Annotated in this window: 18 protein-coding genes; 1 reads left to right on the forward strand and 17 read right to left on the reverse strand. The window is 60.6% G+C overall.

Translation table 11 applies throughout. From position 1 onward, the window contains the following. Positions 1–2: 2 nt before the first annotated feature. From PMX70_RS02860 to PMX70_RS02925, 14 genes are all read right to left on the reverse strand, one after another. Positions 3–1,802 carry a histidine kinase N-terminal 7TM domain-containing protein gene (locus tag PMX70_RS02860; protein WP_271742819.1) on the reverse strand — a complete coding sequence of 600 codons (1,800 nt, stop codon included), beginning with the start codon at positions 1,800–1,802 and terminating at the stop codon, positions 3–5. A 223-nt stretch (positions 1,803–2,025) separates the two neighbouring features. Further along, complete coding sequence (locus PMX70_RS02865; protein ID WP_055252150.1) at positions 2,026–3,456, reverse strand: 6-phospho-beta-glucosidase; 1,431 nt, start codon at positions 3,454–3,456, stop codon at positions 2,026–2,028. A 344-nt stretch (positions 3,457–3,800) separates the two neighbouring features. Beyond that, positions 3,801–4,445, reverse strand: coding sequence for a DUF4867 family protein (locus tag PMX70_RS02870; protein WP_055252151.1), 645 nt, complete (start codon positions 4,443–4,445; stop codon positions 3,801–3,803). A 144-nt stretch (positions 4,446–4,589) separates the two neighbouring features. Further along, the gene (locus PMX70_RS02875) at positions 4,590–5,078 is read right to left on the reverse strand and encodes an S-ribosylhomocysteine lyase (protein WP_055252152.1); all 489 of its coding nucleotides are present in this window, start codon (positions 5,076–5,078) and stop codon (positions 4,590–4,592) included. Between the two features lie 151 nt (positions 5,079–5,229). After that, positions 5,230–6,720, reverse strand: a complete 1,491-nt coding sequence (locus PMX70_RS02880; RefSeq protein WP_271742820.1) for an FGGY family carbohydrate kinase — start codon at positions 6,718–6,720, stop codon at positions 5,230–5,232. A gap of 171 nt (positions 6,721–6,891) precedes the next feature. Then, entirely contained in the window at positions 6,892–7,833 is a 942-nt protein-coding gene (locus PMX70_RS02885) for a transketolase family protein (protein ID WP_271742821.1), read from the reverse strand. Further along, complete coding sequence (locus PMX70_RS02890) at positions 7,826–8,662, reverse strand: transketolase (RefSeq protein ID WP_192934535.1); 837 nt, start codon at positions 8,660–8,662, stop codon at positions 7,826–7,828. Before PMX70_RS02890 ends, PMX70_RS02885 begins: the two co-directional genes overlap by 8 nt. Positions 8,663–8,664: 2 nt before the next feature. Continuing rightward, positions 8,665–10,065, reverse strand: coding sequence for an L-fucose/L-arabinose isomerase family protein (locus PMX70_RS02895; RefSeq protein ID WP_271742822.1), 1,401 nt, complete (start codon positions 10,063–10,065; stop codon positions 8,665–8,667). Positions 10,066–10,322: 257 nt separating this feature from the next. Beyond that, positions 10,323–11,333 carry a LacI family DNA-binding transcriptional regulator gene (locus PMX70_RS02900; RefSeq protein WP_118328597.1) on the reverse strand — a complete coding sequence of 337 codons (1,011 nt, stop codon included), beginning with the start codon at positions 11,331–11,333 and terminating at the stop codon, positions 10,323–10,325. Between the two features lie 182 nt (positions 11,334–11,515). Beyond that, positions 11,516–12,934 (reverse strand): 6-phospho-beta-glucosidase, encoded by a 1,419-nt coding sequence (locus PMX70_RS02905; RefSeq protein ID WP_164473267.1) that lies wholly within the window; start codon positions 12,932–12,934, stop codon positions 11,516–11,518. Positions 12,935–13,080: 146 nt separating this feature from the next. After that, the gene (locus tag PMX70_RS02910; protein ID WP_271742823.1) at positions 13,081–14,529 is read right to left on the reverse strand and encodes a PTS transporter subunit EIIC; all 1,449 of its coding nucleotides are present in this window, start codon (positions 14,527–14,529) and stop codon (positions 13,081–13,083) included. Positions 14,530–14,599: 70 nt separating this feature from the next. Further along, positions 14,600–15,439, reverse strand: coding sequence for a PRD domain-containing protein (locus PMX70_RS02915; RefSeq protein WP_117774381.1), 840 nt, complete (start codon positions 15,437–15,439; stop codon positions 14,600–14,602). Positions 15,440–15,699: 260 nt separating this feature from the next. Next, positions 15,700–16,674 carry a nucleoside hydrolase gene (locus PMX70_RS02920; RefSeq protein WP_271742824.1) on the reverse strand — a complete coding sequence of 325 codons (975 nt, stop codon included), beginning with the start codon at positions 16,672–16,674 and terminating at the stop codon, positions 15,700–15,702. 4 nt (positions 16,675–16,678) lie between these two features. After that, entirely contained in the window at positions 16,679–17,674 is a 996-nt protein-coding gene (locus PMX70_RS02925) for a ribokinase (protein WP_271742825.1), read from the reverse strand. Between the two features lie 187 nt (positions 17,675–17,861). On the opposite strand from PMX70_RS02925, the gene PMX70_RS02930 reads away from it, so the two are divergent. Next, on the forward strand, positions 17,862–20,078 hold the full coding sequence (locus tag PMX70_RS02930; protein ID WP_271742826.1) for an acyltransferase family protein: 2,217 nt from the start codon (positions 17,862–17,864) through the stop codon (positions 20,076–20,078). A 544-nt stretch (positions 20,079–20,622) separates the two neighbouring features. On the opposite strand, the gene PMX70_RS02935 is transcribed toward PMX70_RS02930, so the two are convergent. The 3 genes from PMX70_RS02935 to PMX70_RS02945 form a co-directional block, all read right to left on the reverse strand. After that, positions 20,623–21,819, reverse strand: coding sequence for an Nramp family divalent metal transporter (locus PMX70_RS02935; protein ID WP_117769790.1), 1,197 nt, complete (start codon positions 21,817–21,819; stop codon positions 20,623–20,625). Between the two features lie 74 nt (positions 21,820–21,893). Further along, on the reverse strand, positions 21,894–23,738 hold the full coding sequence (locus PMX70_RS02940; protein ID WP_117735884.1) for a magnesium transporter: 1,845 nt from the start codon (positions 23,736–23,738) through the stop codon (positions 21,894–21,896). Positions 23,739–24,066: 328 nt separating this feature from the next. After that, positions 24,067–25,473: a polysaccharide deacetylase family protein gene (locus PMX70_RS02945; protein ID WP_233502635.1), complete on the reverse strand. Its 1,407-nt coding sequence runs from the start codon at positions 25,471–25,473 to the stop codon at positions 24,067–24,069. Positions 25,474–25,483 lie beyond the last annotated feature (10 nt).

Raw genomic sequence — 25,483 nt, forward strand, 5'->3', positions numbered from 1 at the left:
CGTCACTCACCCGCCCTCGGCATCAAGACGATCATGCGCAGCTGGCCGGGCTCGCCCTCAAGGCGGTATGCCACGTTGCGCCCTTGCAGAGCGCTTTCGAGCTCTTGCGCAGTGGGCGTCTGCGAAAGATCTTCATCATCGTTGGAAAAAAGCGTGGCGCGCAGCTCGACACTGCACCGGTCATGGTCGCCCAAGTGATACATAAGCGCCGGATGGTCGGTGGTGTAGGCAAAAAACGCAAAGTCATACACGCAGTCGTACAGGGCGCTTACCGTACTGGCGTGCATCGGGCGCCGTATGGCGATAATCGAAGCGCAATCGACATCGATGGTGCGCAGGTCGCTTGCGAGCTCATTGGCAATGAGTTGAATGCGGTCGCGATCAAAACCGCTCTCCCCGTGCTGCGCCAACGTGAGCGACCCTTTGCGCTTGCAATAGGCGACGAGCATCTTGGCGCGCTGCAGCATGCGGTAACGCTCGTGTGAAGACACCTCGTCGGTCAACGGTGGCAGCGAGCTCAGCAGGTCGTACATCTCTTCGAACGCGCGGGCAAGCGCCTGGTCCACGTCTTGGACCAGCAAGGTCTCGGCCTCTTGATCTGCCAGATGCGTCTTAAGATCGTAGTCGGCCGTGAGCAGCTCATTTTGGCGCTGCAGCTCCATGCGACGATGTGCCAGTTCACGGTTAAGCTCGTTGAGCTCCGACACGTCTTGGGCAAGCAGGGCCGATCCGCCCAGCAGTGGAAAGGCGCGATACATTACATCGGGATCGGACGCCACGGCAAAGGCATGGGCATGCCCGTGTTCCTGGGCCCGAAGCTCTTCGTACACGCCCGCCGGCATTGGCTTCGACACCGGTGTGGCATAGACTTCCTGCAGGTCGCGCGTTAGAACTTTGAGGTCGAGCGGCAAGGTATCGAAGATGCCAGCAATGTCGTGATATGACGGAATGACACCGCAATCGAGACAGATTTCCATCGCCACCACGCACAAGACGCAATAGACGAGCGAGAAGTTGAGCCTCCATGCCCAGGGCGCACGCAGAGCATACGAGATGGCAAAGAACGCACCACCCAACAAAACAAGCGCCGCCGTGCCCGAGAAACGTTGGATGCGAAAGGACGAGGACCGGCCCACCAGGATAAAAAAGGCAACGAAGTTAAAGGCCGTCCACACTAAGACGGCGAAATAGCCCCAGCCGTACGTGTAATCGTTGCTCCAGGTGTCGCTTGCACGGTCAAAGTGGAATACCTGCCGGTGGAAATCGTTGGTGAGCACAAAACCGATAAGTAGGATGGCCACGACCCACAGGATGCTGCGATAGCGACGGCCCGCACGGTGTTGTTCCAGCCCCGCAAGGCGCAGGCCGCACAGCTGGTAGAGCAGCGGAATGAGCGTCATGGGCACGTAGTACAGGTACCACAGCACGGTGGCATAGAACGGTGTGAACGACTTGTATTTGAGGATGACCTCAATCATCCAGAGGGCGCAGATGGTGGCGACGGCAACAAGGCGGCGGCGCAACACATAGTCCAAACAGCGTAGATAGACCGATACACCCCAGATCGAAAATATAATTGCGGCGACAAGCAACGGGAGAGAGCTCGAGTGGACGAGCGCATCCACGACCTCTTCGGACACCTCGCTATAGGCGGGCACGACGTTGGAAAGCTTGGGGTCGGAGGCAAACAGCGCCGGCAAGACTGCCAAAAGCATGAGGAACAGCACGGTGATGGCGCCGGCGATAGCAAAGACGCGGCGACGGTACACCTGATGTGTTATACCAACAAGGAATCGCGGCATGGCGAAGAGCCTGCCGCCCCTGGGATCCGCCACGGGTGCGGATCGGGCGGCCGCGTGGCCGATATGTCGCTCGCGGGTACCCATAGTGCTTTTAGTGTACCGACAGGCGGGCCCAAAAAGCGGGCCACATGTCCCAAAATCCGCAGACGGCAAGGCGCCCGGAGAGCGCATACTCGCCGGGCGCCTTGGCTAGGAGGCTATGAAGTTGAGTGTCTCAGCTTCCTTAGGATAGGTCCTCACCATTCGTTTCAATGACATGCTTGTACCAGTCGAAGCTCTTCTTTTTGGAACGCTTGAGGGTACCGTTGCCCGCATCGTCGCGATCCACATAGATAAAGCCGTAGCGCTTGGACATCTCGCCCGTGCCGGCAGACACCAGGTCGATCGGGCCCCAGGTGGTGTAGCCCAGCAGGTCAACGCCGTCCTCGGTCACCGCGTCGCGCATGGTCTGGATGTGCTGACGCAGGTAGTCGATACGGTAGTCGTCGTTGATGGAGCCGTCCTCCTCGACAACATCCTTGGCGCCCAGGCCGTTCTCGACCACAAACAGCGGCTTCTGATAACGATCGTACAGGTCGTTGAGGGTGATGCGAAAGCCCAGCGGATCGATGGCCCAGCCCCACTGGCTCTGCTGCAGGTAGGGGTTCTTGGCGCCGGCGAAGGCGTTGCCCTGGGTGCGCTCGACATCGGGGTTGTCGGCACCGGCAGAGCAGCGGGTGCTATAGTAGCTAAAGCTGATGAAGTCGACGGTGTTGGCGGCCAGGACCTCGCGATCCTCTTCGGTCATGCCCACATCGATGCCTAGACGCTCGAGCTTCTTGACGGCATAGGCCGGGTAGTAGCCGCGGCTCTGGACGTCGACGAAGAAGTAGTTGTCCTGGTTATCGAGCTGCGCCTGGCGTACATCGCCCGGACGGCAGCTGTAGGGGTAGTAGCTACCTGCGGCGAGCATGCAGCCGATCTTGATCTCGGGGTCGATCTCGTGAGCAATCTTGGTTGCCCAAGCGCTGGCGACGAGCTCGTTGTGGGCGGCCAGGTACTCGACGGCCTCCTTGTTCTCGCCCTCCTCAAAGACCAGGCCGGCACCCATAAACGGCAGGTGCAAGATCATATTGATCTCGTTAAAGGTGAGCCAGTACTTCACCAGGCCCTTGTAGCGGGTAAAGATCGTGGTCGCGAGATTCTTGTAGAAGTCGATGAGCTTGCGGTTGCGCCAGCCGCCGTACTCCTTGATGAGATGAATCGGGCAGTCGAAGTGCGTGATAGTCACGAGCGGCTCGATGCCGTGCGCCTGGCACTCGCGGAACACATCCTCGTAGAAGGCCATGCCAGCCTCGTTGGGCTCGGTCTCGTCGCCGTTGGGGAAGATGCGGGTCCAAGCCAGGCTCATACGGAAGGTCTTAAAGCCCATCTCGGCAAAGAGAGCGATGTCCTCCTTGTAATGGTGGTAGAAATCGATGCCGGTCTGCGCGGGATAGTAATAGCCGTCCTCGAAGTCGAGCATCTTACGCTGGCCGGAGACCACCGCATAGCGCTCGGGGCCGTGCGGAGCCACGTCCACGTTGGCAAGGCCGCGGCCGTCCACGTTGTAGGCGCCCTCGCACTGGTTGGCAGCCGTCGCGCCGCCCCACAGGAAGTCATTACGGAAAGCCATGCATCAATCCTTTCGCACGCTGTTGTCATAGGCTCAGTATCCCTGCAAACAACGCGTCGCTCAACGGCAACGGCGCAGGCCGATACTTCTTTTCGCGTGCAGGCGCCCGGCAACCACCCCGTCTGACACTTTTTGATACCCACCTGCCCCAGCCACCGCAAAGGGGACAGTCACCTTTGTGATGGCTGGGGCCCGTTTGTCTCGATCTGTAACAGTTAGGCCGCCAAAACCGGGCCTGGTGTTACAGATTGAGATTGTTCGGCCTGTCCCCTGCAGTTTGTCTAAATCTGTAACAGGTAGAGACGATCTAGCCCGCTAGGTGTTACAGATTGAGACAGAAGATTCTAGTCCACGGTGATGTCGAGGTTCTTTCCGATGAGGCCCACGTAGCCGCCTTCGGCTGCCTTGGGGCTGTCAGCGTGGCAGAGGACCCACTTGTCGGCCTTCCAGTAGCAGTAGCTGTCACCGGCGGCAGGCATGTCGGTTGCGGCCTCGGGGCGCGGACCGTTGGTACCGGCGGGCAGCGCCACCATCACCTGGAAGCCGCTTTCATCGACCATGCACGGCGTGTAGTGGAGCGTGGTGTTGAAGACCTCGACAACCTTGCCCGCCGGCACGCGGAACGCCTTGACGAACGCGGTATCGAGCTTTCCGTCCTCGATCTCCCAGCGATGCGCCACGAGCAGGATAAAGTCGCGGGCGCCCAGGTTAAACTCACTCGCGCGGTGATACTCCAGACAGTTGAGTCGTGTGTTGTGGCCGTTGCACCAGCCGAGCTGGAAGGGGCGGCCGCCGTACATGAGCAGGCCGAGCGTGTCGGCGCCCTCAACCTGCTCGAGCTCGGGCGCGGAGGCCACGTATTTGCTGCCCTCGGGGATGGGCGTAGCCGCGAGTGCCTCGACGAGTGGAGCGGTCAGGCTGGACGGAACGTCATCCCACACGCGGCCATAGGACTTGAACTCGGGATCAGAGACAGAGTAGATATGCATGTTCACTCCTGTTCGTAAATGTGACTATACGAACATTCTAGAACAAACATGAGCGATTTTGAACGCTCGTCCTGACCACTCAACAAAAAGGCGCCCCCGCATAAGCGAAGGCGCCCAATCCGTGCGTTTTAGGCGATAAAGCCCTTACGCCTGCTGATAATGCAGGTGCTTCTCGTCGATATCGGCCAGGTCGCGGTCGAGGTAGCGGCGTGCGAGCCAGTTTGCCATGGGGAGGTTCTGGTCCAGATAGTTACCGCACTCCTCGGGAGCGGCACCGGGGACATCGCCCTCAAAGCCGGCGACAAACTCGAACAGCTCACGCACGAGCGACAGAATCTCCTCGCTCGTCACCTCACCAAACACGACGAGGTAAAAGCCCGTGCGGCAGCCCATGGGTCCAAAGTAGACAATGCGGCTCGACCACTCGGCATGGTTGCGAAGGAACGTCGCGCCCAGGTGCTCGATGGTGTGGCACTCGGCCGTGTTCATGACCGGCTCCTTGTTGGGCGTGGTCAGGCGCAGGTCAAACGTGGTGACGGCGGCGCCGGTCGCCGGATCGCGGTCGATGCGGCTCACATACACGCCGGGCTCAAGCAGCAGATGGTCAACAGAAAAGCTCGCGATGCGCTCCATGGCAGATCCTCTCGATAGTCAAATTGGGACGGGCTCTTTTAGCTGGTTCGAATGGTCGCACCAATCATACCAGTCAAAAAAGCCCCGTCCCAAATTGACTACCTGGGACGAGGACCAATGATTTTTTAATCCCCGTCCCAGAAAAACCATTCTAGGCTGTGTAGGCAATCGTTGATTTCACGGCGTGGCGCCAGCCGGCGATCTTTTTGGCGCGCTCGTCGGCGGGCATCGACGGCTCCACGATGCCGCGGGCGCCGTAGACGTCGACGACATCGCGCGTGTACATGCCCAGCGCAATGCCGCAGGCCCAGGCCGCACCCAGGCCGCTCATCTCGTCGTTGCTCGCGATGCGGATGGGCGAGCCAACCAAGTCGCTCTCAAACTGCATCAGGTACGCGTCGCGCGTGGGACCGCCGTCAACACGAAGCTCGGCCAGCGCCGCGCCCGAATCCTCGACCATCGCATCGATGACGTCGAAAATCTGATAGGCGATCGACTCGTCGGCGGCCTTTACGAACTCCGCACGGCCCGTGGTGCGCGTCATGCCAAAGACGCAGCCCTCGGCATCGCTCGCCCAGTGCGGCGCGCCCAAGCCGGTAAACGCCGGCACAAAGTAGACGCGGCTCGCCGGATTGGCGGCGTAGCACAGATCAGTGACTTCCTCGGGATTGTTGATGAGCTCCAGGTCGTCGCGCAGCCAGGTCTTGACGGCGCCGGCGTAGCTCACGTTGCCCTCGAGCACGTACTCGGTCACGCCGTCCATACGCCACGCAAGCGAGCTCGAAAGACCATGCGAGCTGGCAACGAACTCGTCGCCGACGTTCATCATGACCGAGCTGCCGGTGCCATAGGTCGCCTTGGCCATGCCGCGGCTGTGGCAACCCTGCGCAAACAGGGCCGCATGGCTGTCGCCCAGCACGCCGTGCACCGGCACGGGCGCCGGCAAAAAGCCGCCCAGGTCCGTTGTGCCGAACAGGCCATCGGAATCGGTCACCTGCGGCAGGCAGGCAGGATCGACACCAAAAGCCTCGCACACCGGCTCGCTCCAGCAGCCACGGCGCAGATCAAAGAGCTGCGTGCGGCTGGCATTGGACCAGTCGCAGCAGAACTCCGTGCCGCCCGTGAGCGTCCAGACCACCCAGGCATCGATGGTGCCCAGGCACAGCTCGCCCGCTGCAGCGGCCTCGGCAGCCGCGGGAACGTTCGCGAGGATCCAGGCCATCTTACCCGCCGGGTAGTAGGGCGAGAGCACTAGACCCGTCGTGTCGCGCACCAGCTCGGCCACGCCCTCGCGCGCGGCCAGCTCGTCGCACAGCTCGCGGGCGCGGGCGCACTGCCACACCACGGCGTCGCACAGCGGCTCGCCCGTCGTGCGGTTCCAGGCAACGGTAGTCTCGCGCTGGTTGGAGATGCCGATGCCGGCGACGTCGGCCGGATCGACCCCGGTCTCCTCCACCACGGCGCGCGCCACGGCCAGCACGTTGGCGGCGATCTCGGCTGGATCATGGCTCACCCAGCCGGCCTCGTTGACAATCTGGCGATGCGAGCGGTCGGCACGATGAATCAAATGGCCGCCCTCGTCCACCAGCAGCGCCTTGGTGCCCTGCGTGGATTGATCGATTCCGATGATGTATTTGCTCATGTACTCTCCTGTCTCCCCCGTCGATTCAAAAACTACAACCCGACGGACAAGGAGCGAGCGGCCGGCAAGTGCCACAGATTGCCGTGAAAGAGGAGCGCCGCGTACTCTGTGTACGCAAGCGACGGTTTGAACGGCAAGGTGCGGTGCTTGGCGGCCGCGCAGCGTCTGTTTCTACTGTTTGCCAAGGAACTCGGCGACCGTCTTGGCGATTCCCTCGCCCGTCAGGCCGTAGTGCGCAAAGACCTCGGGGCTCGTGCCGGTGATGACCGGCGCGTCGGGCAGGCTCAGGCACTTGACCGGACGCGGGCAGTGCTCACCCACGACCTGCGCGACCATGGAACCCAGGCCGCCGAAGGGACTGTGCTCCTCGACGGTCACGACGGCGCGCGTGGCACCGGCGGCCTCGATCACGGCCTCGGCATCGAGCGGCTTGACGCAGTACATATCGAGCACCGTTGCCGAGATGCCCTGCTCGGCCAGCAGATCGGCGGCGTCCACGGCGTGGCGGACCATCTCACCGGTAGCGACGATCGCCACATCGGTGCCGCGGCGCACCCAGGTGGCGCGGTCCATCTGGAACGGGCACTCGTCCTCGGTGTACACGTCCTCCACCGGGTTGCGGCCCACACGGATGTAGGCCGGCTTGTTGTCGGCGACCAGGGCACGCACGAGCTCGGCGGTCTGGAAACGGTCGCTCGGCAGATATACGCGCATGTTGGGAATCGCGCTCATGGCGGCGATATCCTGCGCGGAGTGATGGCTCATACCGAGGGCGCCATAGGAAACGCCGCCCGAGATACCGATGAGCTTGACGTTGGTGTTGGAGTACGAGACATCGACCTTGCACTGCTCATACGAGCGCGTGGTCACAAAGGACGCCGGCGAGGCGGCCCAGGCCTTCTTGCCGCACGAGGCCATGCCGGCGGCGATGCTCACCAGGTCCTGCTCGGCAATGCCGACCTCGACGGACTGCTGGGGATACTGGTCAAAGAACGGCGTGAGCGATGCAGAGCCGCGGGAGTCGGAGCACAGGACGACGATGTCCTTATCGGTTGCGGCGCCCTCGAGCAGCGTGTCGCAGATAGCCTTGCGGTTGGCGATCTTGTTAGCCATTGATGGCCTCCTTATGGGCAGCGAAATCGGCGATGATCTGGGCATATTCCTCGTCGTTGGGCAGGTGATGATGCCAGGCGGCCTTATCCTCCATAACCGGCGAGCCGTAGCCCTTCACCGTGTTGAGGATGATAACCGTGGGCTTTCCCTTGGTCTCGGCGGCCAGCGTCAGCGCGGCGTCGATGGCCTGAATGTCGTTGCCCGGAATGGAGAGCACGTTCCAACCGAAGGCGGCCCAGCGCTCCTCCTGCGAGTCCTGCTTCATGACGTCCTCGGTGCTGCCGCTGATCTGCAGGCGGTTACGGTCCACGAGCGCGCACAGGTTATCAAGCTGGTAGTTGCCGCCGCTCATGGCGCCCTCCCAGACCGAGCCCTCGGCAAGCTCGCCGTCGCCCATGATGGTGTAGACGCGGTAGTCGCGGCCGTCCATCTTACCGGCAAGCGCCATGCCGACGGCCACGGGCAGACCATGGCCCAGCGAGCCCGAGTTCATCTCGATGCCCTTGAGCTTGTTGTTGGGGTGGCCGATGTAGGGGCTGCCGAACTTAGAGAAGCGGGCCTTGACGTCGTCGAGGTCCAGATAGCCCTCGTGGCAGAGTACCGCGTAGTAGGCCTCCATGGCATGGCCCTTGGAGAGCACGAAGCGATCGCGGTTGGGATCGTCGACGGTCTCGGGCGAAATGTTGAGGTGGTTGGCGTAGAGGGTCATGAGGGCGTCGATCACCGACATGTCGCCGCCGATGTGGCCGCCGGCGCCAGCCATGATGATATCGACGCAATCGCGGCGCAGGTCCCAACGCAGGGACTCAAGCTCTTCAATCGTTGCCATTTCTACTCTCCTCGCAGGTAGGCTTTGACGTCTTCTTCGATGGGGTCGTACAGGTCGGGGACAATGCCGAGGTATTTGCATGCCTCGTAGAGCACCGGCACCACGTTGGCGTGAATGGCAACGCAGTGGTGGATGTAGGGACCCTCGACGATCTTGGCCTCGAGGCGTTTGAGGTTGTCGACCTCGACCCACAGGTAGGTGCCCATGCCGGCCGGGCCGTCGATGCCGCGGGCGTTGCCCAGCAGCAGCGAGTACTCGCCGTTGTCGCCGTCAAAGCGAGCAAGGGTGAGGTCGCCGTGCTTGGCCTCGGCCGTCAGCGCGCCGGGGTGATCGAACGCCAGCGGGTAGGTGAGCTTGGGCTTGACGGCCGCACAGCTGCAGGGCCAGGGGCCACAGTGCTGCAGCAGCTCGCCGTTCTCGTTATCGGGATGGCGCACGGTCCAGTCGGCGAACATGCCGCGGTGACGACCCAAATCGGCAGCCTCGACCATCAGCGCGGTGATGGCGCCGTGGATATCGGTCTCGCATACGATGGGGATACCCATCTCGTTGAGGATGGCGTTGGCGGCGCAGGGCATAATGCCCAGCTCGTCCTGAAGCGCGTTCCAGCACTGGATGGCACCGCCGTTGCAGCCGTACTTCTTTACCAGGCGCTTCATGGCGATGGCGAGACCGGCAACGGCGGGAACCTTGTCCTCGGGGATGCAGATCTCAAAGCTGTCGCTAATGTGGGCGAGCATGGCGGACATGGCCTGCTCGTCGGTCTGGGCGTCGCGCACGGCCTGGACAAGCTCGGTCATGGGGATGGGCGAAAGCTGGATGTTGAACTTCTCGAGCAGCTCGCCCTCGTTGCACATGGTCGACCAGAAGTCGAACGGGCGGGTGGCCATCTGCAGGATGCGGGTGTGCTTGAAGGTCTTGACCACGTTGCACACGGCCAAGAAGTCCCAAACGCCGCGCTCGAACTCGGGGTCGGTCAGGCGGCAGTTGGTCATATAGGTGAAGGGAACCTGGAAGCGGCGAAGTACCTTGCCGGTGGCGAACAGGCCGCACTGGCTATCGCGCAGACGGGTACCATCGGGCTCGGGGCGCTCGTCGCGCGGGCCCCACAGCAGCACGGGCAGGCCGAGCTCGCGGGCAAGGCGGGCGCAAACGTACTCGGTGCCAAAGTTGGCGTGGCACAGCATGATGCCGTCGACGCCCTCGGCGCGGAACTTTTTGACGATAGGCTCGATATGGCTGTCGTCGAACAGCAGGCCCTCGTCGTTGATATCGTCGATATCCACGATGTCGACGCCGATCTCGCGCAGGCGATCAGCCGTCAGCCCGCGATACTTGATCGCGTCCGGCGCGCTAAAGATGCTGCGGCGCGTGGGCACAAAACCGAGCTTGATCTTATCCATGTACGTCCTCCCCTAATCACATGTTCAGTAAACAGATGTGTGTTTCGTTTTGTTCTGTTTACTAAATGTTTTACTCTTCTGTTTAGAAGTTTAGCGCGAAATACCCGTAGACGGTAGAGAAATCAGCCCAAACGGTATGTAAACGAACTGAACATACAAGGGAAACAAAAAGAGGACCCTGAAGGATCCTCTTTTGAATAGCGCTATGTTTACTGCCCTGGCGTGCTTTGACACGCCGCAGACGATGCCGTCTCCGCCTAGATCTCGCGCACGCTCTGGCGCTCGACAAAATAGGTCGACACGGCCGTTTTGCAGGTATAGCTCTTGGGATTGCGGATGTTACCCACCAGACGGCGCACCGCGATCTCGCCCACCTCGTGTTTGGGAACATGCACCGTGGTGAGTGGCGGGTTGGAGAAGGCGCCCAGAGATAGGTCGTCAAAGCCGATGATCGAGACATCCTCGGGCACGCGAATGCCGTGCTCGTTGAACGCGCGCATGGCACCCACGGCGAGCACGTCGTTCTCGGCAAAGAAAGCCGTCGGCAGGTCGTCGCGTGAGACGCTGTCGAGCCATGCACCCATATCGCGATAGGCACCTTCGAGCGTGGTGCCCAGCGTGACGTGCCATGCCGGATTGGCCTCGAGGTCCGCATCCTCAAGCGCTTGGCGATAGCCGCGCTCGCGATCCTTAAAGTTGCGGATACGAAGATCGCCTGCCAGATAGCCGATTTGCCTGTGACCCTTCTCGATAAGGTAGTCCACGGCGCGCAGCACCGAATCGGTATTGGCAATGACTACGGCATCAAAGTACTGGCGGTCGCTCCAGCCGTCGAGCACGATCAGGTGGGCGGCAGCGTTGGCGAACAGGGCGTAATCTTCCTCACCCAGCTCGGTACCCATCAGCACGATGGCGGCAGACGGGTCGGCGATCAGGCCCTCGACCTGCGGACGCACGGCGTCCAGGTCGCTAAAGTCGAGCGAGACAAAGCTCGTGCTCATGCCGTGGCGACGCGCCTGGCGCTCCACGCCCTCAATAACCGCGGGATGGAAGGTGCTCTCGTCCAGGATGGCGCCCGTCTTGCGCGCGAGCACAAACTGGATGCTCTCGAGCTGCGTCGACTGCTGATAGCCGAGCGACTGCGCGCACTCCAGGATGACTTTGGCGGTCTCCTCGCTCACGCTGCGCTTGCGGTTGAGCGCGTTGGACACGGTCGCAGGCGAAAAACCGGTGATGCGGCTGATTTCGCGAACACTTGCTTTGGCCATTGTTCCCCCTAGCAACGGTCGTGGCGGAGCATCGTGGCCTGACCGCCCCGTGACTCGACAACTAAACGACCGCAAATTCAATCTAAACAGAATAGTAAATGTTTAATAGCTAGTTTAGCCTGTTGTCAAGCGAAGCGACGCGACTATTCCCCCAACGGGCGCATTTGTCCATCTTAACGTTATTACGCAAGGTCTTCGCCATTGCTTGCTATTACGCGTCGGTACCATTCGAAGCTTTTCTTTTTACGTCTCTCAAACGAGCCCGCACCGCTATCGTCTCGATCGACATAGATAAACCCGTAGCGCTTACGCATCTGTCCTGTGGCGACCGAAACCAAATCGATCGGGCCCCAACAGGTATATCCCATGAGTTCCACCCCGTCGAGCTCGACGGTCTCCCTCATCGCCTCGATGTGGGCCCGCAGGTATTCAACTCGATAGTCGTCTTCTATTTCACCCGAATCTTCCGGCACATCAGGAGCACCCAAACCGTTTTCGACGATGAACAGCGGCTTTTGATAGCGATCCCAGATTTCATTCATGGTGACGCGCAGCCCTTTGGGGTCGATAAACCTCCCCCAAGGCTCCTGTTTTAGATACGGATTAGGCGCCGAGCGAAGAAGGTTCGAATCGAACTGACCTTCCGCATGCGCTTTTGCGACGCGCGTCGAGTAATACGAAAACGAGACGAAATCGACCAGGTTTGCAGCCAGTACTTCGCGGTCATCATCCCGATAGGGCACCTCAAAACCATGGCGGGCGTATTCCTTGAGAACATAGCTCGGGTACGCACCGCGCACCTGGACGTCGGTAAACATGTAATGGCTGCGATTCTCAGCCTGCGCAGCCAGCACATCGTCCGGATCACATGTAGCCGGATAGAAGACACCTGCGTTGAGCATGCAACCGATCTTCGCCCCAGGGCACAGTTCATGACACGCCCCGACCGCACGGGCGCTCGCAACCAATACATGGTGCACGGCCGTGTGAACCGTTGCATAGCGATTCTCCCCTTGCTCGAAGATGATCCCCGCCGCCATAAAGCACGCCTGCGTCATGATGTTGATCTCGTTAAAGGTCAGCCAATAATTGACCAATCCCCGATAGCGCTCGAACACGGTACGCGAATATCGCTCGAACAGGTCGACCAACCTGCGATCGCGCCATCCGCCATACGCATCGACGAGATGCATGGGGACATCATAGTGGTTGAGCGTCACCAAAGGCTCAATGTCATGCGCGCGACACGTCCTAAAAACATCCTCGTAAAAGGCAAGGCCTTCTTCATTGGGCTCGGCTTCGTCTCCTTTGGGAAAAATGCGGCTCCAGGCGATTGATAAGCGCAGGCATTTAAAACCCATCTGGGCAAACAGTTCAATATCCTGCTTGTACCTATGGTAAAAATCAATGCCCTTGCGAGCGGGATAGAAGCTGTCGGGTGCCAACGCACGCGGATCAAGGTCTCCCCGCATGACGTCCATGCGTTGATCGCCAAACGGCAGCATGTCGGAATTGGCTAAACCGCGACCGCCTTCGTTCCATCCTCCCTCGCACTGGTTTGCAGCCAGAGCCCCGCCCCATAAAAAATCTTCTCTAAACATTATGGTGTCGTCCTTTCTATCAAATTCCCGGCCCACACTGTCGAACGCAACGGACTCGGCAAGTGCCGCGCAACAGCACAGTACCGTTGCGCGGCCAAGGGGTCGGACCGCGCAACGGCTGGGGAGCATATTTGTGTAGTAGCCTCTTATGCCTCGACGGATTCAACGGCCTCAGAATCGCCGCTCTTGGACTTCAACGGCATCTTCTCCTGTCCTTCAAATCCAAAAATCATCGCCAACGCAAACGTCACGGCACCGCCAGCAAGACACCCGATGGTGCCAGGGATGATATCCTGAGCAAACATGAGCACGTTCATCCATGGGAAACCAACGCCAGTGAAGATATAGACGTTGGCATGAAGAAGGCTTACCAGCAGACCACCGACAGCACCACCAATCATGTTCCAGGTAAGAGCCTTCTTGTCGCGAAACAGGATGCCGTAGATGATGGGCTCACTCACGCGACCGAAGGCATAGGTGATGAACAAGTTCCAGCCCGTGGCTCGACTCTCCTTGCCCTTAGCGCGCAGGCCATAGGCGAGCGCGATGGCAAGCGTGGTGTAGGCTACAACCGCGGTGCCGGGGTATAAGATGGCGTCGTAACCGTTCTGGAGCGCGGCGGGCAATATGGCGGTATAGATCGGCACGTGCATGCCGGTGGCGATGATCAGATTCCAGAATGCGCCGATAACCGCGGTCGCAGCGGGACCGGCAACAGAGGCGAGCCAAATGATGAAATCGGCCACAAGGCCCATGACAAATTGGACGGCAGGGCCGCAGAGGCACAGCGCGACCGGCAACATCACGAGCACCGTACCCACGGGTACGATCAGAATGCGCAACATATCAGGCGAGATCTTCTTAAAGAAGCGCTCAACATAGGACTGGGCCCAGGTGATCAAGATGACCGGAAGAACAGCCTGGGTGTAGTTGACGAGCTGCATGGGGATGCCGAAGACGCTGAAAGGCTTTCCGTCCTCAACAATAGCGAGCATGTCGGGATAAATCATCACAACAGCGATGAGCAGTGCCAGCACAGGACTCGTTTTGAACTTCTTAGCCGAGCTATAGGCGGCAAACACCGGGAAGTAGTAATACGCCGCATCGCCCACCAGGGAAAGGATCCGATACAGGTCGCTCGTTTCGGACATAAAACCGGCGCCTTCGGGCCCAAACAGAATAACGAGCATCTTGAAGATACCGGCGACACAAAAGATCGGAAGGATCGGGGTGATAGCGCCGCTCACGGCATCGAGCAGCTGATTGAAGAGGTGCTTGGGCGCCAAGCGCTCCTTCCAGCTAAGCTGAGGGCCATCGAGTTCCTCGTCAATCGATACCGTGACCTCGAATCCGCCCTGCTTACAAACCTCGTCGTAGACCTTGTCGACCGTGGGCCCGACCACCAGCTGCACCTGCCCTCCGGCGTGCACGACGCTGATGATAGACGAGATGTCCTCAAGCTTCTCATCATTCGAGAGGCTTTCATCCTTGAGGTTGAAGCGCAGGCGCGTCATGCAATGCGTAACCGAAGCCACGTTTTCCGCCCCGCCCACAGTGGAGAGAATCTGCTCTGCCACCTTTTTGTAATTTGCCATCATTGGCTCCTTTGCACAATCTTGGCTTACTGTTCGAATCGGCAAAGGTCATGCCCCGAATGGCTACGGGTTACAATCCTTTTTTGGAGATGATCCGGTTGAGATGGATCATCAGATAGAGTTCCTCCTCCTCGGAGAGCGTGGCGTCCCACGTTTCACGACAATAGGAACCGATATGCTTCACGCACTCTGCCAACTGCGGAAACTCCTCACGAAAGTTCTTGTACATCTGCATGTTGGCGCTGTTCAGCGACTCGCCGGCTTGAATGCGCTTGAACAGGTACCGCAGATGCGTGGCATAGCGAGTGAAATCGTAGGAATCGCGGTCAACGATGATGCGAAAATCACTCTCGACGATCTCAGTGACATCTTCTAGCATATCGTCAAACTGCTTGGTGGGTTTGCTCGCGGTCTCGATGGCCTGAACAACCCGCGCATTGACGAGATTCATGGCAATGCTGGCAATCTCTTCTTTGGGAAGTCGTTCACCAAGCTCCTTTTCGAGCCTCATAACGATAAACTGCGCCGCTTTGTATTCCTTAGGATATGTCTCGCGCACTTCATAGGCGAGAGGCATCGCAATACGAAAACCCTTTTGCGCGCGCTCCACCGCAAATGACAGGTGATCGGCCATGAACAATGTCGCCTTGGTCGACAGATCATAGGGCAGCTCGTTGGCGACGATGTCCATCACCTTGGCCGTGAACATCACGATCTCAGAAGGAAGGTCGCGCATGACGTCCTGCCCTTTGGGGTCGATGTCATAAAACGTATGCTCAATCTTAGAGAGCGGCAGCTCGCGGGGAAATTCTCCCCCAAACCCGACGCCCCTGCCCATGGCGATCACGTCGCGCCCCTGCCCGTCGCGGCAAAGAACGGCATTGTTGTTGAGCTTTTTAATCGCAAGCATTATTGAACCTCCTTTCGGAATTATCAAAAAGAAAAGGCATGACTGCAAATAGCCGAGCTATCGCGGTCATGCCTTACCAGTAACAATCCGTTGTATCGAGGCGCGGGCATGCCTCCCTAGAAGTAACAATCCGCGCAGCAAAGAATGATAGCCCATATCTTCGCGGGGAGCACCGTCCACAGCCGACCAACGGTAGCATATCGTCCGTGAACGGTTTTGGAAGCGTTGAAACGATTGGGAGGCCGTCTCAATCTTGCGGATCAGCCAAGGACACGGGCCATACGCGTCTTGAACTCGGTCAGGAAGCGCGGGGCGTCGACGGTCAGCGCCACAAGCGCGCTCTTGTCCGGATCGGACAGGCGGTGCTCGTCGCAGATAGTGCGGCCGCGATACTCACCCAGCAAGTCAACACGCAGGTTACAGCCGAGCGCACCCACGAGCGTTGGATCAATCGCCACGGCAACCGCCAGCGGATCATGCAGCGCGCAGCCGCCCAGGTAGGGCGCGTTCATCTCGTACGAGCCAATGTAGTGCTCGACCATGCTCGCAAATGCGCAGCCAGCCATAGTGCCCGAGCCCGTCCAGCCGGCAATGTCGCGGCGTGTGAGCACCACGCGATGCGTCACGTCCAGACCCACCATGGTGAGCTTACGGCCCGAGCGCAGCACCGCGTCGGCTGCCTCGGGGTCGCTCGCCATGTTGGCCTCGGCGCCCGCGCTCACGTTGCCGGGCACAGTCAGGGCACCGCCCATCACGACCACGCGGCCGATGGACATCATCGCCGCCGCATCGCGCTCCAGGGCGAGCGCCAGGTTGGAGAGCGGGCCAGTCGCTACGTAGACCAGATCGGGGCCATAGGTACGCGCGGCATCAATCAGGTAATCGACCGCCGCATTGCCGTCGGCCGACGTCGCGCCCACCGGCTCGTACGGCGAGGCGGGCACGCTTGCGCCGCCAATACCGTTCTTGCCGTGAATGAGCGCGGTGGACGCCGGCGGCGTGTAGGGTTCGGTCGCCTTCATGGGACGATCGGCGCCCAGGTACACCGGCACCTCGGGACGGCCCAACAGGTCGAGCACCGCCAAGCAGTTGTGCGCCGACTGCTCGACGCGCACGTTGCCAAAGCACGTGGTGACGCCGACGAGCTCCACCTCGGGACTCGCGATGACATAGGCGAGCGCCATCGCATCGTCCACACCCATATCCAGATCAAGGATCAGCTTCTTGATTGCCATTGTTCTACTCCGCTTCTCCGTCTACATCCAAACCGTCTAAACCAAACTTGTGCTCGACTTCCGCACGCGTGGGAATTGATTGCCGAGCGCCCAGGCGCGACACCGTCACCGCCGAGGCGCGAGCACCCGCCGCCATGCACTCAAAGAGCGGCAGGCCCTCCAGACGAGCCGCCGCCAACGCGCCGATAAACGTATCGCCCGCGGCCGTCGTATCGACCACCGCGCTCGAAAGCGCCGGCATGCGCAGCGGCTCACCGCCATCGCCGAGCGTAACCGAGCCGGCGCCGCCCAACGTGATGACCGCAGCCCCGGCGCCCTTGTCGAGCAGCGCATTGAGCGCGGCGACGCAACTCGCATCATCCGTGGGCAGAATGCCCGTCAGTACCTGGCACTCGGTCTCGTTGGGGCAGACCAGGTCGACCGCAGGCCAGACCTCCGCAGGCAGGTCGCAGGCGGGCGCCGGGTTAAAGATCGTATAGAACCCCAGCTCGTGAGCACAAGCAAGCGCCTCGGCCGTCGCCGCAAGGTCACATTCGCCCTGGGCAATAAAGACGCTTCCGACAGCCGGGGCAATCTCGCTGGCATCGCCGTCGAGCTCGTCGGCCACCAAGCGCCTCAGTGCGCGGGCAACGTCCTCGCCCGCAAGCGCATGGTTGGCGCCCGGCGACAGCACGATGCGGTTGTCGCTCTCACAGCGAATGATAGTCGCGGTACCGGTCTCCACGTCATCGCGACGCGCCACAAACTCAACGCCCACGCCGGCATCCTGGAGCCCTGCCACAAGCGCATCGCCAAAGGTATCGCGCCCAACAGCGCCGATCATGCACGTGCGCGCACCCATGCGCGCAGCGGCAACGGCCTGATTGGCTCCCTTACCGCCGGCGTTGGTGATAAAACCGCTGCCACCGACGGTCTCGCCCGCGCGCGGCATGCGCTCGCACGCCACCGAAAGGTCCATGTTCATGCTGCCGAACACCGCAACGATGCTGTGATCCGCCATGGAAACCTCCTCGTCTTCAGGCTTTGCGCCCACCGTCGACCAACGATTGTGCACTCTCGCACCCCCTATAACTTTAGTCCACTTTGATGTGGACGCGCGCTTGAGCTTGCGCCAGCAGCAAGCATTCACAGGGGCAGGCAGCTACAATGAATACATGCTGATTATTCTCGTCATTGGATGATGTTTTATGGAACAATTCTCGCAATCGGGCTCGCGCGGTCGACGCCGCACGGGCAACGAGCCGGCGCCGCACGAACGCGTGAAGGGCGAGCGCCGTGCCTACGAACCGCGACGCACCGCGAGCCCCCATCGCGCTTCTGCCAACAACGCTGGCCGCGCCAACACTCCCGCCGCGGAGCAGACGCCTGCTCGCCCCAAGTCCCGCTATATCCCCGCCCTCGACGGCCTACGCACGCTTGCCGTCGTCGCAGTGGTGCTCTATCACCTTAACCTCACGTGGGCTCAGGGCGGCCTGCTTGGCGTCACGATCTTCTTTGTGCTTTCGGGCTATCTGATCACGCGCTTGCTGCTCAACGAAGTCGCTAAGACCGGCCGCATCGACCTCAAGAGCTTCTGGATCCGCCGCATCCGTCGCCTGGTCCCCGCCGTGGTGACCGTCGTGGTGGTGACCTGTGCGCTGTGCACCGTCTTCAACCACGTGATGCTCACCAAGATGCGCCCCGACATCCTGCCGTCGCTGTTGTTCTTCAACAACTGGTGGCAGATTGCCCAAAACGTCTCGTACTTCAATGCTCTGGGCGATCCCTCGCCGCTTACGCACTTTTGGTCGCTCGCCATCGAGGAACAGTTCTACCTGGTTTGGCCCCCGCTGCTGCTCGCTATGGTATCCATGCACATGAGCAAGCCCAACACGCGCCGCGTGGTTCTGGGCCTGGCTGCTGTCTCCGCCATCGCCATGATGGTGCTCTATAACCCCGCCGCCGACCCCAGCCGCGTGTACTACGGCACCGACACCCGCCTGTTCTCGCTGCTGCTGGGCGCCTGGATGGCCTTTATCCCCGATCGCGACCTGGCGCCGGTGCGTCTCGCTCATCGTTTGGGGCTCAATCGCCTGGCTGACGCCGCCAAGCACGGCAAGAACGCCGAGAGCAAGCATGACGCTACGACCGACGGCGCAGCCGAGACCGTCCCGACTCAGCCGAGCGCCCTCGTGCGTTTTTGGTCCTCGCCCGCATCCATCGATGTATTGGGCGTCGTGGGTCTGGTTGGCCTTGCCGCCATGGTCGCGCTCACCAACGGCTACACTGCGTTCCAGTATCGCGGCGGCACGCTGTTATGCTCCATCCTCACGCTCATGGTCATCGCGGCCTGCGTGCAGCCCCAGGGAATGGTTGCCCGCGCGCTGTCCGCCGAGCCGCTCGTGTGGGTTGGCAAGCGCTCATACAGCATCTACCTGTGGCACTATCCGCTGCTGTTGCTTATGAACCCGGTCGCCAACATCAACGATACACCGTGGTGGCAGTACATTTTGCAGGTGCTGTTGGTGGTCGCCGTAGCCGAATGTTCATATCGCTTTATCGAGACGCCGTTTAGAAAGGGCGCCTTTGGGCGCACCGTATCCGAGTTCCGCGACGGCACCACCACGCCCGCCAACTGGGTGCGCGCGCATATTCCCGTGTGCGCCACTTGCGGGATCGTGCTTGTTATCGCGCTGGGCGGCCTGATCTTTGTGCCGGAGACCTCCGCACTGAGCGGTGAGGGCGCCGAAGTCCTCAACAAGGAAGCCAAAAACACCGCGCCCACCGACCAGCAGGCGGCCGACGACACCGACAAGGACAACGACGGCTTCCCCGACGGATCCTACGACCTGCTGATGATCGGTGACTCCGTGTCGCTGCGCGCCGTCGATTCCTTTGACGGCGTGTTCCCCCACAGTCACATCGATGCCGAAAAGGGCCGCCAGTTTGATGCGGGCCGCGCGACATTTGAGGGCTATCTCCAACAGAACCTTGCCGGCAAGATCGTGGTCTTTGCGCTGGGCACCAACGGCTTGGTAACCGACGACCAGATCGACGCCATCATGGCCGATGCAGGAGATAAGCGTATTGTGGTGTTTGTGAACACGCGCAGCCCGCAGCCGTGGGTTGGCTCTACCAACCAGGCCATCGCCAACGCCGCCACGCGCTACAAGAACGTGCGCGTTATCGACTGGTACGGATACAGTGCCAATCGCAACGACCTGTTCGATGGCGATGGCACGCACCTGTCGACCACTGGCGTGACTGAGTACCTCAACTTGATCCACGATGCAGTCAAGAAGGACCTGCCCGTGCATCCCGAGGATCACGTCAACGATCCGCAGCCGGCGGCCGTCAAGTCTGCCACCGACGCACTCGTCAATGCGCTCGCTCTCAAGCCGCACAAGCTGGGCACCGACAAGTAACCTGCAGCGCAAACTTCCCACATCCGGAGGGGGTGCCTGCCACGGCAGGCACCCCCTCCGGCAGTTAGGGACGTTCCTTATATGCCGGCACCCAGGGACACTCCTGACACAGCCGAGGAACGCCCTCCTTGCGACCGAATTCTGGGCGCCTCGCCACCCCGAACGTTGTTTCCAAGCCCACACCCGCAGCAAACAACCCAAAATCACTCTTTTCGAGCCGACTCCAAGAGGTCGTGGACAAAAAGTGGCAAATATGAGTACTGTTACCATTTTAGTAGCAGGCAAAACCACCCAAAATGGCGCTCATGCGGTAGCGCACGACCCTTCCAGTTGACCAGAATGGCCGGCTTAGGACTTGGAGACCCGCTTTTAATAAACAGATTCTTAACTATGTTCATTATTTTCTTGGTCGTAAATGCTATCGGCAAGGCAACAGTACTCATATTTGGCATTTTTTGTCCACTGCCATATAACTAACGCCCTATAGCGGGCAAAAAACAGGCCGCGGCCCATGGCAGCGGCCGCTCGAAACCCAAAAGAGGCGCTAAGCGCTGTAACCCATCGCCTGCAGAACAAACATGACGACCGTCAGCACCGTAATCACACCGATAGTCGCCCAAGTGAGCACATTCCACACGCGGCCGTTGCGGTTAGTGCCCATAATGTGACGGTCAGCGGCAATAACCACCTGGAACACCAGAACCACGGGCAGCAGCACGCCATTGATGACCTGCGAGGTCATCATAATCTGGAACAGATCGACGCCGGGCATAAGCACCAGCACGGCAGAGATGCCGATGATGGCCGTAATGATGCCGCGATAGACCGGGGCCTCGTCCCAGCTGCGATCGGCACCGCGCTCCCAGCCAAATGCCTCGCAGATAGCGCTCGACGTAACGCCCGGCAGCACGCAGGCAGCCAAGAAACTCGCCGCGACCAGGCCCGAGGCAAACAGTACCGTAGACCACTGACCCGCAATAGGCTCCAGCGCGCGGGCAGCATCGGCAGCATCGCTAATCTGAATACCCGCCGGGAACAACACCGTGCCGGTCGTGATGATAATAAAGCCGGCAATGATATCGGCAGCGATCGAGCCGCTCACGGTATCAATACGCTGCAGCACAATGTCGTCCTCGCCCGCATTCTTATCGACCACGTTGTTCTGAGCCAAAAAGATCATCCACGGTGCGATGGTGGTACCGATCGTTGCGACCACGAGCGACACGTAGCTGGGGTCATTTTGAATGTTGGGCACGACCAGGTCGACCGCGACCTCACCCCAGTTGGGGCCAGCCATAAACGCGGCGACGATATAGGTCACGAACACGCAGCTCACCAGCAGCAGAATCTTCTCGATGCGCTGGAAACTACCCGACATGGTAAGCATCCATACCAGCAGCGCCACCAACGGCACCGAGATGCTCGCCGGCACGCCAAAGAGAGCAAGGCCGCTGGCGATGCCCGCAAACTCCGAAATGGTCACAGCCGTGTTGGCGATCAACAGCGCCGCCATAGCAAGTACACTCTTGCGCACGCCAAAGCGCTCGCGAATGAGCGATGCCAGGCCCTTACCCGTGACGCAGCCGCAGCGCGCCGCGGTCTCCTGCGTCACGATGAGCAGCACAGTCATGACGGGAAGCATCCAGAGCATCTTGTAGCCATAGCTGGCGCCCGCACTGGAATACGTTGCAATGCCGCCGGCGTCATTGCCCGAAAGCGCCGCCAGCAGACCGGGACCCATAGCGCCAAAGATGGCCGCGATGGTCAACTTTTGCTTGGTGCCCGACTTTTGCTTGGTATTTTGCACGCGACCACCTAACCCATGACTGACATGGCGAGCAGCACCGCGGCGATGCAATACGCCACACACGAGATCATGACGGCAATGACGTTCATGGCGGTGCCCGACGTGTTGAGGTCATGCTCGTCACGCCAGAACAGCACCATCAGGTAAATCACGGCGCTCATGTTGCCAACCAGGCAAATGATGGCAGCGATATTAAAGCACCCGGTAAAGAGTTGCTCCTCAAACATGGGCGCATCGGGGAACGCGGCGGTGCGCACCAGCTGGGCGCACAGGTAGGTCACGAGTGACAGAATCAGGCCCATGCCCGTGCTCTGGAAGAAGAATCCCAGATACGGCTTGGGCTCGTCGTCGTGACCGTCATACTCCAGGAAGTAGTTCTTGACGAACGACACCATGCGCGAGGCCGCCAGCAGCACGAGCGGCATGGCGCACATGGGGAACACCACCAGATGCGCGGAGCCGAGCGCCGTTCCCAGCACGGTCGCCATGATGCACGACGCGATGCCCCATACAACAACCCAGTACTGGCGATGCACGAACCAGCTGAGCACGTTCGTCGAGTCGTCGGACGCGCTGTCACCCGAGCCGACACCAGCGATCTGCAGGTCCTCCTGATGCTCCTCGGCGATAACGTCCATGGCGTCGTCGAAGGTTACGATACCCAGGATGTGGCGGTTCTCGTCGCAGACGGGGATAGCGACCAGGTCATACTTGGTCATCTCGTCCGTTACGTCTTCCTGGTCCTCGTCGGGCGACACGTAGACCAGGTCGCGATAGGCCAGCTGACCCAGCGTGGCGTCGCGATCGGCTACGATCAGCGTTCGCAGCGAAAGCACACCGGTCAGCATGCCGCTCGGATCCTCGGTATAGACGTAGTAGACGCTCTCGAAGTCCTCGTCGAGCTCGCGAATCGCCTCGATGGCGTCACCGACCGTTGCCGTGGCAGGCAGGGAGACAAACTCCGAGGTCATGATGCGGCCGGCGGTGTTGTCCTCATACCCCAGCAGGTTACGAATCGCCTTCTCCTCCTTGACGCCCATCAGGCGCAGGAGCTTCTCGGCCTTCTCGTAATCAAGCTCGTCGATCAGGTCGGCAGCGTCGTCCGGGTCCATCATGGCCAGCATCGACGATGCGTCCGTGTCGGACAGGCCCTCGAGCATCTCGGTCATAAGCTCGTCGTCATCGAACTCCGAGATAGCTTCGGCTGCCTGGGCGGTATCGAGCTGCGCAAACACCTGCGCACGTAGGCGCGGGTCGAGCTGCTCGATAATGTCGGCGATGTCGGCAGGGTGCAGCTCGCCGAGCGTCTTGTGCGACACCGAGAGTTGGATGTTTTTAGTCGAGCGGTCGAGCAGGTCCATGTAGGACCAAGCGATGATGTCCTCGCTGAGCGGCTTGCCCAGGTGCTTCATAAAGCCCTCGACGACGTGCTCGAGTGCGGGGCTGATCGCGCGCAGCAGACCGCGGGCACCGACCTCGGCACCCAACAGGCGCAGCTGGTTTTCGCCCGACATGGAAAACTTGATGTCGTTGACGCGCACGACCTTCATGCCCTGCGTGTCGACGATCTGCTTATTGAGCACGTCACGCGCCAGCAGGAGCTCGGTCGGCTGCAGGTACGAGAAGCGAATATTGGTGGCAGACGTGTTGAGATACACGCCCGTCTCGTCGATACGGTCGACCCATTTGCGCCAGCTGATCATAAACGGCGTCTTGCCGGGGCCGCGGAACGCGAGCGACGTCACGTGCGGAAAAACTTCGCCGGTTGCAATGCCAAAATCGTTGACCACGCCGAGCTTTTCGCCGTCGACGTCCAAGACTGGCAATTTGAGCATCTCACTCAGATAATTCAATGGTGCTCCCCATCATTATTCCTCCGGACGCGGCCGCGCGTGCGGCGTCCGGGGGCTTCTGGATATGTATACGCATGCGCGGGCGGCACGCCGCTCGACGCTTACACCCCGTGCATGCGCAAAAAGCACCTGCATGGGGTCATCGACTGTATGGTCGAGGTTTGGATTTCACCTGTAACCTTTCTCTTGACCCTCATTAACCGCAGTAACTATAGCATCAGCATCGCCCTGCGGCATCGAATTTATGCGCTGCACATTGCAGGCATACCAAACGCTGACGTATCCGTGACATAGCCATTGGGGACGTTCTTAAACGACTACCCAATGACTACTCTGTGGTGTCATCGTCCTCGGCAAGTTGGGGGAACACGGCGTCCTTGGGCATGGTGACCTTCGTCAGCGAGGTGAGCTTTTTGCTCAGCGACGTGTCCGTCTTGACCAGGTCGCTGAGCGTCACGATCTTGTAGCCGTCGGCGACAAGGCCGTCGATGATCTGCGGCAGCGCCTCGAGCGTCTGCTCGGCGCATTCGTCTCTATCGGTGAGCAGCACGATATTGCCCGGCGTCACCGAATCGAGCACCGTTGAGACCTGCTCGTCGGCACCGTTGAGCAGCCAGTCGCCCGAGTCAATATTCCACGAGACCACGGCGGAGACCAGGTCCATCGCATCAATCCAGTTTTGCTCGTCAAAGGCAGCGTAGGGAGCACGCAGCAGCATCGTCTTCACGCCGGTCGCCGACTTAATCGCATCGGTGCCTTTCGTGATCTGTTCGCGTACCGTCTCACGGTCCTGACCCTTGAGCGAATCGTCGCTGTAGCTGTTGGATCCGATCTCGCACCCGGCATCGACAATCGCCTTGGCCGTGGCAGGCGAGGCCTCGGCCGCATCGCCCGACAGGAAGAACGTCGCGGTGACGCCCTTTTCCTTGAGCACCTGCAAGATCTGTTTGGTGGCGCCGCTCGGACCCTCGTCAAACGTCAGCGCCACGTACTTTTTGTTGCCCTTGGGCGCCACGCTGGCGCACGCAACGACGCAATCGGTGGCGGGCACAACCTCGCCGCGGTCCTGCGTCTTGCCCGACTGCTCACCAACCCACACCTCGGAGCGGCCCTGGACACCCCATGTCTGCACATACTCGATAGCGCCCGTGCCCTCGACCTTGAGCTTGGGCTCGATAACCGTAGCCTGAACCTCATGCTTCTCGTAGGTGTTACGGCCATCCTTGACCGTCACCTTCTCGCCACCCTCAAGTTCGCGGCTATCCCATTTGCCCTGTTTTATGCGCTTGCCGTCCACCTTAACCGACAGCTTTTCGCCGCCATGGCGCTTGAGCACGCTGTCATCGACGGCCAGCAGGTCGCCTGCGTCGTAGGTGTCAGTCAACTCCTGGTCGTCGATGAGATTCTGCAGCGTAGAGCCCACGCGCACCGCGGTCTTTTGCCCGTTGAGTTCCACGTCCACGCTGCGGTTGACGTAGCCCACGACGGCAGCGATAAACAGCACGAGCGCACAGCCCACGGCAATGAGCGCATAGGGCAGACGGGACGGTCGGCGCGGCGAGCGCCCGTTGCCGATGCGCGCGCTGCGGTCGCTAAACCCGCGGCTATGGTTGAGGTACATCGCGCCGGGCTTACGGCGGCGACGGCGCTGACCGCTGGGCAGCTGCCCCAGGTCGCGGCGCGCCGTCGGACGCGCACCCGAACGCCCGTTTAAGTTGGATCCGTTTTGGCGCATGTGCCCTCCC

Origin of the sequence: Collinsella aerofaciens (genome assembly GCF_028206795.1) — a bacterium.
Classification (GTDB): Bacteria; Actinomycetota; Coriobacteriia; order Coriobacteriales; family Coriobacteriaceae; genus Collinsella; species Collinsella aerofaciens_AX.

Excerpts from the sequence above, each read along its gene's own strand:
- PMX70_RS02860 (WP_271742819.1), bottom strand. The coding sequence starts at position 1,802 with ATGCCGCGATTCCTTGTTGGTATAACACATCAGGTGTACCGTCGCCGC.
- PMX70_RS02865 (WP_055252150.1), bottom strand. The coding sequence starts at position 3,456 with ATGGCTTTCCGTAATGACTTCCTGTGGGGCGGCGCGACGGCTGCCAAC.
- PMX70_RS02870 (WP_055252151.1), bottom strand. The coding sequence starts at position 4,445 with ATGCATATCTACTCTGTCTCTGATCCCGAGTTCAAGTCCTATGGCCGC.
- PMX70_RS02875 (WP_055252152.1), bottom strand. The coding sequence starts at position 5,078 with ATGGAGCGCATCGCGAGCTTTTCTGTTGACCATCTGCTGCTTGAGCCC.
- PMX70_RS02880 (WP_271742820.1), bottom strand. The coding sequence starts at position 6,720 with ATGAGCAAATACATCATCGGAATCGATCAATCCACGCAGGGCACCAAG.
- PMX70_RS02885 (WP_271742821.1), bottom strand. The coding sequence starts at position 7,833 with ATGGCTAACAAGATCGCCAACCGCAAGGCTATCTGCGACACGCTGCTC.
- PMX70_RS02890 (WP_192934535.1), bottom strand. The coding sequence starts at position 8,662 with ATGGCAACGATTGAAGAGCTTGAGTCCCTGCGTTGGGACCTGCGCCGC.
- PMX70_RS02895 (WP_271742822.1), bottom strand. The coding sequence starts at position 10,065 with ATGGATAAGATCAAGCTCGGTTTTGTGCCCACGCGCCGCAGCATCTTT.
- PMX70_RS02900 (WP_118328597.1), bottom strand. The coding sequence starts at position 11,333 with ATGGCCAAAGCAAGTGTTCGCGAAATCAGCCGCATCACCGGTTTTTCG.
- PMX70_RS02905 (WP_164473267.1), bottom strand. The coding sequence starts at position 12,934 with ATGTTTAGAGAAGATTTTTTATGGGGCGGGGCTCTGGCTGCAAACCAG.
- PMX70_RS02910 (WP_271742823.1), bottom strand. The coding sequence starts at position 14,529 with ATGGCAAATTACAAAAAGGTGGCAGAGCAGATTCTCTCCACTGTGGGC.
- PMX70_RS02915 (WP_117774381.1), bottom strand. The coding sequence starts at position 15,439 with ATGCTTGCGATTAAAAAGCTCAACAACAATGCCGTTCTTTGCCGCGAC.
- PMX70_RS02920 (WP_271742824.1), bottom strand. The coding sequence starts at position 16,674 with ATGGCAATCAAGAAGCTGATCCTTGATCTGGATATGGGTGTGGACGAT.
- PMX70_RS02925 (WP_271742825.1), bottom strand. The coding sequence starts at position 17,674 with ATGGCGGATCACAGCATCGTTGCGGTGTTCGGCAGCATGAACATGGAC.
- PMX70_RS02930 (WP_271742826.1), top strand. The coding sequence starts at position 17,862 with ATGGAACAATTCTCGCAATCGGGCTCGCGCGGTCGACGCCGCACGGGC.
- PMX70_RS02935 (WP_117769790.1), bottom strand. The coding sequence starts at position 21,819 with ATGGGTCCCGGTCTGCTGGCGGCGCTTTCGGGCAATGACGCCGGCGGC.
- PMX70_RS02945 (WP_233502635.1), bottom strand. The coding sequence starts at position 25,473 with ATGCGCCAAAACGGATCCAACTTAAACGGGCGTTCGGGTGCGCGTCCG.